The organism is Ruegeria sp. ANG-R (assembly GCF_000813985.1).
In the GTDB taxonomy this organism is placed as follows: Bacteria; Pseudomonadota; Alphaproteobacteria; order Rhodobacterales; family Rhodobacteraceae; genus Ruegeria.
The window spans coordinates 1,766,326-1,778,672 of record NZ_JWLJ01000001.1 but is presented as its reverse complement, the minus strand read 5'-3'; the positions used below and the strand labels follow the sequence as shown (position 1 = coordinate 1,778,672).

The window sequence follows — 12,347 nt, the reverse complement described above, 5'->3', positions numbered from 1 at the left end:
CGGGATCCCCCACGGGCCATTTGCAGGTTTTCTCGGTCAGTTCCATCAGCGTCAGCTTCTTGGCCTTCTTCTCGACCTCGTTGACCTTGGCCGGCGCCTCGGGGCTGATCTCATTGGCCGAAGGTTGCGGGGGTAGAGGCTGACCGGCGGGGATGATCGGACGGCGGGCCGGGGTGACCGGTTTGGCCTCGGGCGCGGGGGCCGGGCGGGCCGGTTCGGTCTTGGGCGCGGGTTTTGGCTTGGCCTCAGCCTTGGGCGCGGGGGCCGGTTTTTCCTTGGGCTCGGCCTTGGCGGGGCTCGCGCCGGTGGCGCGGTTCGACAGGCCCAGACGGTGCACCTTGCCGATCACCGCGTTGCGGGTTACGCCGCCCAGTTCTTTTGCGATCTGGCTGGCCGACTGGCCCTCGCCCCACATCTTTTTCAGCAGCTCTACACGCTCGTCAGTCCAGGACATCATTTGCCTTTCAAAAGCGGAAAGCGGCCCCGGATTCGGGCCGCCTTGGGAAATCGTCTCAGCCCCCTATTTTAATCACTGCGGGCCGAGTTACAAGCGGTCTTCGAATCAGGTATGGGGCAGATCATGCAGAATCTCTCGAATCAGGACTCGCGCCGCTTCGGAGCGGTCAACTGGATGGGCCTCTATACGCTGGCGCAGCGCGAAACCCTGCGCTTTCTGGCGGTGTGGACACAGACCCTGCTGGCCCCTCTGGTCACGGCGGGGCTGTTCCTGCTGATCTTCAACATTGCCATCGGGCCGGGCCGCCCGGACGTGATGGGCGTGCCGTTCCTGACCTTTCTGGCGCCGGGCATCATGATGATGACCGTGATTCAGAACGCCTTTGCCAATACCTCGTCTTCGATGGTCATTGCCAAGGTACAGGGGAATATCGTGGACACGCTGATGCCGCCGTTGTCACCGCTTGAGATATTGCTGGGTTATCTTGCCGGAGGCGTCGTCCGGGGCGTCCTGATCGCCTTGGTTGTCGCTGCTGCCTTTGCGCTGGTTCTGGGTCTGCTGCCGCAGAACCCTTTGGTCGCGGTTGTGTTTGTGATCATGGGCGGCGCGTTCATGGGTGCGCTGGGCCTTCTGGCCGGGATATTTGCCAACAAGTTCGACCAGATGGCGGCGATCACCAATTTCATCGTCACGCCCCTGGCGTTCCTGTCGGGCACGTTCTACTCGGTCGAGGCGCTGCCACCCCTGTTGAACCGTCTCAGCCATGTGAACCCGGTCTTCTATCTGATCGATGGGCTGCGATATGGTATGATTGGTGTCTCAGACAGTTCTCCGCTGTTGGGCCTTGCGGTCTGCGGTGCGGCAACCGTGCTGATTTGTGGCCTGATCTGGCAGATGTTGCGCACCGGCTACAGGTTAAAGGCCTGAACGTAATCTCATGTTAACGTTCTTATCCGAAACGATTATTGCACCGGCTTTCGTCGGGTTCGTTTCCACAAGCCCGAACATGTGCAGTTTTCAAAGGACCTGAACATGCCCGCGATCGAACTCATAGCTGGCGGCGACTTTCAATCGCCCGGCGTGACAGGCGGTTACATTGTCGCGGACTCTTATGGTGCCTGGTCCGGCACCGAGGTCGAGGTTGGCGAGGAATCGCTATATTTCTCGGGTGGGGACGGGTCGAACCTTGTGATCGAGTTGGATGGCAATTCCGGCGTTACCTCGGTTGTCGAGCAGAGCTTTTTTGTCGCTGGTGATGACAAAAGCGCGACGCTGAGCTTTGATATCGGGGCGCGGAACACCAGCGGCACCACCGCAGATCCGGTGCTGGTTCAGGTGCTGGATGCCGGCAACAATGTCGTCTTCGCGCAAACGGTAAACCCAACCACCGTGGGCAGCTTCGACCGGGTCGAGTTTGAGTTCGATTTCGGCGCCGAGGGAACGTATACCCTGCGGTTCACCGAGCAGGGTAACAATAACAGTCTGGGGACAATCCTCGACAACGTGTCGCTGATGGTCTGTTTCACCTCGGGCACCAGAATCCTCACACCTGAGGGCGAGGTTGAAATAGACGATCTTGAGGTCGGTGACCTTGTCACAACGCTGGACGGCGCGCCCCAGCCGATTCAATGGATCGGATCAAAGAAGCTGGATCGCATTGACCTGTTGGCCAATCCGAAAATGCGCCCGGTAATGGTGCGCAAGGATGCGCTGGGTCCGGGGATGCCGAATGCGGATCTGCTGGTCTCACCTCAGCACCGTTTAATGGTGCGCTCGAAAGTGGCACAGCGGGTTCTGGGTGATTTCGAAGCACTTATACCGGCGCGGAAACTCACGCGGCTGCCGGGTGTTGATGTCGTCGAAACCTGCGAGGAGGTCGCGTATTTCCACTTTGCACTGGAACAGCATTCAATCGTGGTGGCACAGCAGGCCTATACAGAATCTCTTTATTTCGGGCCCGAGGCCCTGAAAGTGCTTGGGTCCGAGGCGATGGAAGAACTGACGCTCCTGTTCCCGGAACTTTTTGACGATCACGCCCACCCCGTGCCTGCGCGCGCCCTGCATTCCCACCGGAAGCAAATTGATCGGCTGTGCGAACGCCTGGTGCAGAATAGCAAACCGGCAGTGGAGCTTTCGGCATGACTGAAGATCCGATTGTCGAGATTGCGGAACCACTGGTTCTGGAAGCTGACAGAAGCTTGCTGGCGCTGGCAGGGGCCATATCGAAAGAACAAGGCATTCCTCAAGAAGTCGCGATCCGGGAAGTCGAAGCCTCGTATGTCCGCGCCGCCGAGGCTGAATATGGGCCAGAATATGAGTTCTGGGCGCAGATAAAAGCCGATGGAACGGTCCAGCTTGCGCAGGTTCTGAAAGTCGTGAAAGCGATGCGAAACGAGTATCGCGAGGTGGCGCTTGACGATCTGCGCAAGTCGCATCCGGAAGCTCGGCCCGGCCAGTATGTCGTGAACGCGCTTGCCCCGATTCATCCGCACAGGATTTCCGAATGGATGCAGCCCAGACAGACCCGGGTTGAGAACCTGAAAATCACCAGCCGGTGAGTTTCAGACCCTACTGCGCCTTCCGTGCCCGCGCCTCACGCCAGACCAGGATCAGCCCGCCTGTCAGGATGATGGCCGACCCGATCAGGCTGACGTTGTCCGGGACCACATCGAATACGGCAAAGTCGTAGAGGGCTGCAAAGATCAGCGTTGCATAGCTGATAGGCGCCACGAACGAAGCATCCGCCCGCGCCATCCCGTTCACGAAACAGGCCTGTGCGCAGGCCATCAGTACACCAATACCTGCCAGAGCGGTCCATTGCGCCGGTGTGGGCATCTGGAACACAAAACTCACCGCGACCGAGGCGATGGTCAGCCCCATCGCATTGTTCACCAGCAGAATCTGGATCGGAATTTCGCGGCCCGAGAGTTTCTTGATGAAAATCAGCTCCATTCCGATCACCACAGCCGCAGTCAGGGCCAGCAAGGCGGCGGGCTGAAAGCTTTCGGGTGTCGGCCGAAGCAGAATCAACGCGCCAGTCAGCGCTACGGCGGCCGCCAGCCAGCGCCACGGTCCGACACCCTCTTTCAGCAATGGAATCGCGAGAACCATCGCAAAAACCGGATTCAGAAAGGAAATGGCAGTCGCGTCCGCCATAGGGATGAACGCGACCGAGGCGAACATCAGCGTAATCCCCAGCCATCCGAAACTCGTCCGCCCGATGTGAAGCCCCCAATGGGGGCGGCGCAGTTGCGGGCGCAAAATACCGACCGCAGTGACAATCACCAGAAACGCAAACAGAAAACGCCCGTGGCTGATCTGCATTGGATGCAGTGGTGGCCCCAACGCGTCGGTGCCCAGCGCTTTGGCCAACAGGGTCGTCGCGGCTAGAAATGCGCTTGCAATAAAGATCAACAACGCCGCCAGCGGCGGATTATGGGGCTTGGCGATGAACATGCCCCAGCGGTGCGGCAGCAGGCAGGGAATAGCAAGCGCGAAATGCGCAAGCGACAGCGATCAGAGCGAAATTTCACACCCAATGATATTCGGTCTTTTCAGATGCGACGCGCCCCGCTATACGGCGAGCATGATCAAACACGCACATATCCTGCGCCTCCGACGCCGACGCCTGACCGCGTAACCGGCCCGTTTGATCCATTGCGGCCTGCAAATTGGCGTAAATCCCACCAAATCAGTTGACGAACCCGCACTTCGTGTATCACTCACGAGGTCTAATCTTTCGAAAAGGATGATCCGATGATCCCGTCCGTTCTGCCGACCTATAACCGCGCGCCCCTGACATTCGTGAAGGGCGAGGGCGCCTGGCTGACCGAGGCGGATGGCCGACGTTTTCTGGACCTCGGCGCGGGGATAGCGGTGAATGCGCTGGGCCACGCGCATCCGGCACTGGTTGCGGCCCTGACGGAACAGGCCCATGCGCTTTGGCATGTCTCGAACCTCTACAACATCCCGCAGCAGCAGGCGCTGGCTGACAAGTTGGTGGAGCATACCTTTGCCGATACAGTGTTCTTCACCAATTCCGGTACGGAATCCTGCGAACTGGCGGTCAAAATGGCCCGCAAGTATTTCTATGACAAAGGCCAGCCCGAACGGGTTGAGATCATCACATTCGATGGCTCCTTCCACGGGCGTTCCTCGGCTGGCATCGCCGCCGCCGGGTCCGAAAAGATGACCCAGGGCTTCGGTCCGCTGCTGCCCGGCTTTGTGCATGTGATGTTCGGCGACCTCGACGGCGTCACCAACGCAATCACCGACAAGACCGCGGCCATCATGATCGAGCCGATTCAAGGTGAAGGTGGCATTCGCCCTGTGCCTGACGCAGAACTCAAGGCCCTGCGTCAGATCTGCGATGACAACGACCTACTGCTGATCCTTGATGAGGTTCAATGCGGCGTGGGCCGGACCGGCAAGCTTTTCGCGCATGAATGGGCAGGCATCACGCCTGACATCATGATGGTCGCCAAAGGCATCGGTGGCGGCTTCCCGCTGGGTGCGGTTCTGGCGACCGAAGAGGCCGCCAGCGGTATGACCGCAGGCACCCACGGCTCGACCTATGGCGGCAACCCGCTCGGCTGCGCGGTGGGCTGCGCCGTGATCGATCAGGTTGCCACGCCCGCATTCCTTGAAGGCGTCAACCGCAAGGCCGGCCTGCTACGCCAGAAACTCGAAGGCCTGATCGCCGATCATCCCGAGGTTTTTGAAGAGGTCCGCGGGGCGGGGCTGATGCTGGGCATCAAATGCAAGGCACCCAATATCGATGTGGTCAACGCAGGCTATGACAATGAAGTCATCACTGTTCCCGCCGCAGATAACGTCATACGCCTGCTGCCCCCACTTACGCTATCCGAGGACGATATCGCCCAAGCCATGATCCGCCTCGACAAAACTGCCGAACAGATCGAATCCCAGCTCGCGACCGCCTGAGCTGCATCTTTTCCAAAATACTCCGGGGGTCCGGGGGCAGTGCCCCCGACCGTCGACAGACAAAAGCGACAAAATATGAACCACTTCCTTGATATCCACAAAACTGACGCAACCGCCCTGCGGGGCATGATCGATCAAGCGGGTGCCATGAAACAGGCCCGTCTCGGCCGCCCCAAAGCCGCGCCCGATGACGAGCAGCCGCTGAAGGATCGCATGGTCGCGCTGATCTTCGAAAAACCCTCGACCCGTACACGCGTATCTTTCGACGTGGGTGTCCGCCAGATGGGCGGGCAGACCATGGTGCTGTCGGGCAAGGATATGCAGCTGGGCCACGGTGAAACTATCGCCGACACCGCCCGCGTGCTGTCACGCTATGTCGACATGATCATGATCCGGACCTTTGATGAAACCATCCTGACCGAGATGGCCGAGTATTCCGACGTGCCCGTAATTAACGGCCTGACAGATCGCACGCATCCCTGCCAGATCATGGCCGACGTGCTGACCTTCGAAGAACATCGCGGCCCCATCGCCGGTAAAAAGGTCGTCTGGACTGGCGATGGCAATAATGTCTGCGCTTCATTCCTGCACGCTGCCGGTCAGTTCGGATTCGATTTTACCTTCACCGGTCCGGCCCAGCTGGACCCGGAAGAAGAGTTCATGGGGCTTGCCCGCCAGCAAGGGTCAAAAATCGTCATCGAACGCGATCCGCACAAAGCCGTCGAAGGCGCTGATCTGGTGGTTGCCGATACCTGGGTGTCGATGCACGATTCCCAGTCCGCCAAGGAACGCCGCCACAACATGCTGCGCCCTTATCAGGTCAATGCTGAACTGATGTCTCATGCCAAACCTGATGCACTGTTCATGCACTGCCTGCCTGCCCATCGCGAGGAAGAGGCGACATCCGAGGTCATGGATGGCCCCAACTCGGTCATCTTCGATGAGGCTGAAAACCGGTTGCACGCGCAAAAGGCGGTGATGCGCTGGTGTCTGGGCGTGTAAGAGGGCAGCACCATGCCTCATGTGAAACTGGAATTCTCGAAAGGTATCGAACAGATCCATGATGTTCAGGCTACCTGCGACCGGCTGTTCTCGGTGCTGGCAGATCATCGGGAATTCGACGCCAACACGATCAAAATCCGCGCCACGCCCGTTGCGTATTATCGCATCGGTTCAGAGCCTCAGAGCTTTGTCCACGCCACGCTGATGCTTATGCAAGGGCGCGACGAGGCGACGCGCACGGCGCTTAACGCCCTCATTCTGGATGTGCTGGCCGAAGCGATGCCCGAGGTCGGCAGTATCACGGTGCAAGACGTTCAGATGAACCGCGCGTCCTATGCCAAACGGCTGGCCGGGCCATAGTCGGTGCCCGGCTTCCGGCGGCGCATCCGCGTTCAGTTGCGCCGCCTGATATCCCAGACTCGGAGCTTTGCCAGCGTCGCCGCCCCCGCCAGCACCACAAGCGCACAAAGCGCCGTCTTGGTCATGACCTCCATCGTGCCTTCGATCAACATGGCGTGCACCACGCTGCCAAGGATAGTCACGCTGGCCAAGGCAGTGTGACCCAATCTCCAGACGCGGAACCGCAGGTTCAGACGATGCCGGAAAATCCCCAGCAGGGCCGCCCCAAACGCGGCCCACATTGCGACAACACCCCAGGCAGAGAATGGTGTTGGGGACACGAACAACAACGCGTCCACCACGTCCGGGGGGCTTGTTACCCATAGGCCACCGACATGGATGAGGATGGCGGCGACCAAACTCAAACCAATCAATCTGTGCAAGCGCCGGCTTGCCATCGGGGATAACCCCGGCAGGTCTCGTCCAGCCAGAAGCGGTTGCAGCAACAAAAACCCCATGCTGATAATCCCCGCAAACCCGGCAATGATGTATACCGGGTCACGCCATGCCAGCAGCGGGCTTGTTGCCGCCGCGATCAACGGGACTGTCAGCGCGGCGAACAGACCCGCCCAGGCGAAATAGGCGCGGCGCACTGGTGTCAGACAGGTCGCAAGACGAAATGAGCGGCTAGGGTCTTATCCTTTGAACGCGCCATGACGGGGCGTAGAAACACCGTCTCGAACTCACCGCTATCATAGGCAAGATGTCCGTGTGCCTGACCAAAGGCTGGCACGATTTGGGGCATCTCCAACCGGAACTCGCCATTCGCATCGGTCAGAGTTGCGCCATGGCTGCGTTGGTCGCGTTCATGCCCTTCGGTCGTATGCGCCCATATCTGGATGCGTTGACCGGGCAATGGGGCGCCATCCCCCGCACGCCGTACGGTGCCCGTCATCCAGAAACCACCGCCTCCGATCCGGTCGACGATGGGCGCGCCGGGCCGGTAGTTGTTGGACCCGCCCCGCATAGAAGGTGTCGGTTCAAGACCCGCGGCGCGGGCGGGTACAATCAGGCCAGATATCCCGGTTGCGATCGTTCCGACCCCGGTTGAGATAAACGAACGCCGCGTCATCTGTAGTCGTGTCATCGCATACATTCCCGTCAATCGAACCCTGTCTGAAGCCAGTCTTTGCGAACCGGCGAAACCCGATAACAAAGGATAGCACGATTGCCCGAGAATCCGAGGACCAGCAGACAGAGTATAGTGCGATCCGCTTCACGGCTGTGTGAGGAATTTATTAAGTCGCAGGCAATGCAAGGAGCAGATCGCACGATCACTGTGCGAATTTGCGCTTTTCTGAATTCGATCCAGCCATATATCGTTCAATGGCGAACAGAGCGCCGCCCGACTTGATCGAGCAAAGGGAGATCAGGAATGAGTTGGAACCCCACCCATAACCCCGAATGCGCCTCTGAAAACGATGCGCTTGAGACTTTGATCATCCCGCGCGCCCGTGACTTGGGTGGGTTTGAGGTACGCCGCGCGCTTCCATCGGTTAAGCGACAACTGGTCGGTCCTTTCATATTCTTCGATCAGATGGGCCCGGCAGAGTTCATCACCGAAGGCGGGATCGATGTTCGCCCGCATCCTCACATTGGGTTGGGCACCGTCACCTACCTGTATCAGGGTGAGTTTGAACATCGTGACAGTCTCGGCACGCACCAGATGATTTATCCCGGTGAGGTCAACTGGATGGTCGCCGGCCGTGGCGTGACACATTCCGAGCGCACAAGCGACGAAACCCGCGCACGACAAAACAAGCTGTTCGGTATCCAGACATGGCTCGCCCTGCCGGAAGCGCATGAAGACATGGCTCCCGATTTCGAACACCATAAGCAGGGTGCACTGCCTCAAATCGAAGACCATGGCGTCGACGCTCGCCTGATCCTCGGCTCGGCCTATGGCGAAACGAGCCCGGTGACGATGCTGTCCGAGACCTTCTATGTCGACGTGCAACTCGCCCCCGGCGCGTCGTTCCCTTTGCCTGACGATCACGAAGATCGCGGCGTCTATGTCACGCAAGGTTCGATCGAAGTGGCCGGTGACAAATTCGACGAAGGGCGCATGATGGTGTTTCGACCCGGTGACAAACTGTCAGTCAAGGCAGGAGCCTTTGGCGCACGGCTGATGCTGCTGGGCGGCGCAACCCTGAATGAGGATCGCTATATCTGGTGGAATTTCGTTTCCTCCTCGAAGGAAAAGATCGACACTGCGACGCGCGAATGGAACACCGCCGATTGGGCTAAAGGAGCCTTCCAGTTGCCGCCCGGCGACGATCAGGAGTTCATTCCCATCCCGGAAGAGCTTGAACGTACCCGGCCAAGGCTAGCCCGCGTATGACCTGACGTCACATTTGCCCCGCTGAATAATCCCGGTGATCCTTGAGCGTATAGCGGAGGATCGCCATGAATATTGTCGTCGCGGGCGCAGGTAGCATAGGTTGCTATTGCGGAGCATTGCTGGCCGATGCGGGTCATGCGGTCACTCTGCTGGGCCGCGCCCGAGTGTTGGACCCGATCCGCGAACAAGGTCTGACGGTGACCGACTTTTCGGGTTTACATGTCACCGTCCCGGCCAATCAACTGAGACTGAGCGACGATCCCGCCTGCCTCGGCGACGCAGAACTGGTCATCGTGACCGTGAAATCCGGGGCGACGGCTGAGATGGCTAGACTGATTGCAACTAACGCGCCAGCCACAGCCCCGGTTCTGTCCTGGCAGAACGGTCTTGAGAATGCCCGCACCCTGCGCGCCGCGCTTTCCGGGCGTGATGTGCGGGCCGGTATGGTCCCCTTCAACGTGGTGCCATCTGACACAGCTACTTATCATCGTGCCACTTCGGGTGAGATCGTCATCGAACACGGTCCGGGTGCGCTGGCCGATCACCTCAGCTCCCCTAATCTGCCTGTCACTGAAAGCGGCAGGATTGAGGCGGTACAATGGGGGAAGCTGGTGATCAACCTCAACAACGCGCTGAACGCCCTGTCAGGGCTAACCTTGCAAAACCAACTGCTTGACCGGGACTGGCGGCGTCTGATGGCTGATCAGATGGCGGAAGCGCTGAGCGTTCTGAAAGCGGCAGGCATCGATGTAGCTTCCACTACGCCGCTGCCAGCATGGATGACACCACACATCCTGCGGCTTCCAACGCCGATATTCTCGCGCATCGCAGCGCGGATGCTGACCATTGATCCCGATGCGCGAACCTCGATGGCCTATGACCTTATGGCAGGCCGCCCGACGGAAATTGACAGCCTGCAGGGTGAGATCATCAAGCTCAGCCAATTGCACGCGATCGAGACACCGATCAACAGCCGCGTCTACAAACTGATTGCGCAAGCCCCGGGCACATCTCTCTCAGCCTATCAGATTGCACCCTGACCCGCCGCTTCATCTGGCCAAAAATATCTCGGAGCGCGAGGCGGAGCCTCGCAAAACAACCGGATCAACTGAACGCGGTCAAAAGCCAGAAGATCGCCGCCGACATGATCGCTGCCGCAGGAACAGTGATCACCCAGGCCGCCACGATGGTCATGAAATGCGACCGGCGCACCAGCTTGCGCCGCCGACGCTCCTCGCGCGCCAGCCGCAGCTCGGCAGGCCTCTGACGGTTCGAGTACTTCCAACGCCGCTCGGCGTGCCACTCCCGGTAGAACCCGACGCCAAAGACTGCCCCGACGGCGATATGAGTCGAGCTGACGGGCAAACCCAGCCAACTGGCCACGATAACGGTGATGGCTGCCGACAGCGCCACGCAGAACGCTCGCATCGGGTTCAGTTTGGTGATCTGGCTGCCCACCATGCGGATCAGCTTGGGGCCGAACAGGAACAGGCCAAAGGAAATGCCGAACGCTCCGATCACCATGACCCAGGTCGGGATCGACACTTTCGAGGCAAAATCTCCGAACTCGGCCGCGTGAACGATCGCAGCCAGCGGGCCCACCGCGTTGGCCACGTCGTTGGCCCCATGTGCAAAGCTCAGGAACGCTGCCGAGATCACCAGCGGCAGGCCGAACAGCGTTTTCAATGACCGTGTCCGGTTCTCCAGCCCTTCGGATTTTCGCCGCACCCACGGTACCGTCGCGGCCCAAACAAGACCTCCCCCAGCCAGCCCGATCAGCACCGCATACTCCAGATCGATCTTGACGATCCGCTTCAGGCCCTTGACTGACAGATAGGTGGCAAAGGCTCCGGCCATCACCGCGACCAGAATGGGAACCCAACGGCGCGCGGCAGCGATCTTGTCGTCCTGATACTGAATCCTGTGTTTGATCAGCGCCAGAAATCCTGCGGCGATCACGCCACCCAGCACGGGTGAGATCACCCAGCTGGCCGCAATTGCGCTCATCGTGCCCCAACTTACGGCGCTGAAACCTGCCGCGGCGATGCCCGCACCCATCACGCCGCCCACAACTGAATGCGTGGTTGATACAGGCGCCCCGACCCAGGTGGCCAGATTGACCCACAGCGCTGATGAGATCAGAGCCGACATCATCGCCCAAATGAAGACGTTGCTATTCTGAACCGAGGCAGGGTCGATGATCCCCTTCGAGATCGTCGAGACCACATCGCCCCCCGCCAGCAGCGCCCCTGCGCTTTCGGCAATGGCGGCGATCAGGATGGCACCGCCCATGGTCAGCGCGTTTGCACCCACCGCCGGCCCCATGTTGTTGGCCACGTCATTGGCGCCGATATTGATCGCCATATAGGCCCCGAACGCGGCCGCCGCGACAACGATTAGCCCGCCATCTGCCTGTCCGAACAGAACCGCTGCGGCCAGTCCTGCCAGAGCGATAAAGGCCAATGCAATTCCGGGCGCCAGCAGGGGGCGTGCGACATGGGCATTGGCATACTCAATGCGCGAGATACGATGAAGGTCGCTGTCCAGCGCATGCCAGCGGGCTTTTTTGGGTAGATTTGACATCAGTACACAAGGGCCGTTTTGTTTGACGCCCGCCGCTATCTGTTTCCGGTGCCAGCGGCAACCGCGATGTCATCAAATAATCGTAGATTCGCTACATCTGCAGCAACAGATCGCGCAATTCAGGCTCCTGCACCCGTTCGGCGGCTACTTTGGGGGACACCCAGCAGCGCTTGCGCTGATCGGCTTCGGGATAGTCGTCGGCCAAATCCGTCACCTGAATGCGGTAAACGCTGGTGACAACCTGTTGCGCCGTCCCGTCGTCCAATCGCTTGTCGTAGGAGTAATGGCCTACCGGATCTTTCTGCACATCACTTGCCCGCACACCAGCTTCTTCCCAGGCTTCCTGCAAGGCGGTTTCAGGCCCGTTGAGCCCATCGATCGGCCAGCCCTTGGGGATGATCCATCGACCGGTCCCGCGGCTGGTAATCAGTAAAACATCATCCCCCGGGCCCGCGCTGCGCGTGCACAGGGCTGCCACCTGCACCCGTCTTGGGCGCTGGATCAGCGGGCGCGCGACCTCTTCCCAGATGCTGCGTATCCATTTCGTCATGTTCAATCTGCTCGGGCTTGAGTTTTTTTATACGTTGGAAAAGTTACATAATCATGTATTGCGGAGTTAAC

14 protein-coding genes are annotated in these 12,347 nt (G+C 59.7%); 8 read left to right on the top strand and 6 right to left on the bottom strand.

Features of this window, described 5'->3' with window-relative positions; translation table 11 throughout:
• Positions 1-454 (bottom strand): GcrA family cell cycle regulator (locus RA27_RS08860; protein WP_039536734.1); only part of this gene is annotated, 454 nt, incomplete at its 3' end.
• Positions 455-580: 126 nt separating this feature from the next.
• Between RA27_RS08860 and RA27_RS08855 the strand changes: the two genes are divergently transcribed.
• From RA27_RS08855 to RA27_RS08845, 3 genes are all read left to right on the top strand, one after another.
• On the top strand, positions 581-1,384 hold the full coding sequence (locus RA27_RS08855; RefSeq protein WP_039537270.1) for an ABC transporter permease: 804 nt from the start codon (positions 581-583) through the stop codon (positions 1,382-1,384).
• A 105-nt stretch (positions 1,385-1,489) separates the two neighbouring features.
• Positions 1,490-2,599, top strand: a complete 1,110-nt coding sequence (locus RA27_RS08850) for a Hint domain-containing protein (RefSeq protein WP_052265205.1) — start codon at positions 1,490-1,492, stop codon at positions 2,597-2,599.
• On the top strand, positions 2,596-3,015 hold the full coding sequence (locus RA27_RS08845; protein WP_039536732.1) for a NusA N-terminal domain-containing protein: 420 nt from the start codon (positions 2,596-2,598) through the stop codon (positions 3,013-3,015). Before RA27_RS08850 ends, RA27_RS08845 begins: the two co-directional genes overlap by 4 nt.
• 10 nt (positions 3,016-3,025) lie before the next feature.
• On the opposite strand, the gene RA27_RS08840 is transcribed toward RA27_RS08845, so the two are convergent.
• Positions 3,026-3,913 (bottom strand): DMT family transporter, encoded by an 888-nt coding sequence (locus RA27_RS08840; protein WP_039536731.1) that lies wholly within the window; start codon positions 3,911-3,913, stop codon positions 3,026-3,028.
• 300 nt (positions 3,914-4,213) lie between these two features.
• On the opposite strand from RA27_RS08840, the gene RA27_RS08835 reads away from it, so the two are divergent.
• From RA27_RS08835 to RA27_RS08825, 3 genes are all read left to right on the top strand, one after another.
• Positions 4,214-5,401: an aspartate aminotransferase family protein gene (locus RA27_RS08835; protein WP_039536729.1), complete on the top strand. Its 1,188-nt coding sequence runs from the start codon at positions 4,214-4,216 to the stop codon at positions 5,399-5,401.
• Between the two features lie 75 nt (positions 5,402-5,476).
• Positions 5,477-6,403, top strand: coding sequence for an ornithine carbamoyltransferase (gene argF / locus RA27_RS08830; protein WP_039536728.1), 927 nt, complete (start codon positions 5,477-5,479; stop codon positions 6,401-6,403).
• 12 nt (positions 6,404-6,415) lie between these two features.
• Positions 6,416-6,763, top strand: coding sequence for a DUF1904 family protein (locus RA27_RS08825; protein ID WP_039536726.1), 348 nt, complete (start codon positions 6,416-6,418; stop codon positions 6,761-6,763).
• A gap of 32 nt (positions 6,764-6,795) precedes the next feature.
• On the opposite strand, the gene RA27_RS08820 is transcribed toward RA27_RS08825, so the two are convergent.
• Both RA27_RS08820 and RA27_RS08815 read right to left on the bottom strand, forming a co-directional pair.
• Positions 6,796-7,395, bottom strand: a complete 600-nt coding sequence (locus RA27_RS08820) for a ferric reductase-like transmembrane domain-containing protein (protein WP_039536724.1) — start codon at positions 7,393-7,395, stop codon at positions 6,796-6,798.
• Positions 7,396-7,400: 5 nt separating this feature from the next.
• Entirely contained in the window at positions 7,401-7,889 is a 489-nt protein-coding gene (locus RA27_RS08815) for a twin-arginine translocation pathway signal (RefSeq protein WP_039537264.1), read from the bottom strand.
• A 288-nt stretch (positions 7,890-8,177) separates the two neighbouring features.
• On the opposite strand from RA27_RS08815, the gene RA27_RS08810 reads away from it, so the two are divergent.
• Both RA27_RS08810 and RA27_RS08805 read left to right on the top strand, forming a co-directional pair.
• On the top strand, positions 8,178-9,143 hold the full coding sequence (locus RA27_RS08810) for a pirin family protein (RefSeq protein ID WP_039536723.1): 966 nt from the start codon (positions 8,178-8,180) through the stop codon (positions 9,141-9,143).
• Between the two features lie 65 nt (positions 9,144-9,208).
• Positions 9,209-10,183, top strand: a complete 975-nt coding sequence (locus RA27_RS08805) for a 2-dehydropantoate 2-reductase (RefSeq protein WP_039536721.1) — start codon at positions 9,209-9,211, stop codon at positions 10,181-10,183.
• A gap of 64 nt (positions 10,184-10,247) precedes the next feature.
• On the opposite strand, the gene RA27_RS08800 is transcribed toward RA27_RS08805, so the two are convergent.
• Both RA27_RS08800 and RA27_RS08795 read right to left on the bottom strand, forming a co-directional pair.
• Positions 10,248-11,726 (bottom strand): inorganic phosphate transporter, encoded by a 1,479-nt coding sequence (locus RA27_RS08800; RefSeq protein ID WP_039536719.1) that lies wholly within the window; start codon positions 11,724-11,726, stop codon positions 10,248-10,250.
• A 91-nt stretch (positions 11,727-11,817) separates the two neighbouring features.
• Positions 11,818-12,276 (bottom strand): NUDIX hydrolase, encoded by a 459-nt coding sequence (locus RA27_RS08795; protein WP_039536717.1) that lies wholly within the window; start codon positions 12,274-12,276, stop codon positions 11,818-11,820.
• Positions 12,277-12,347: the final 71 nt, after the last annotated feature.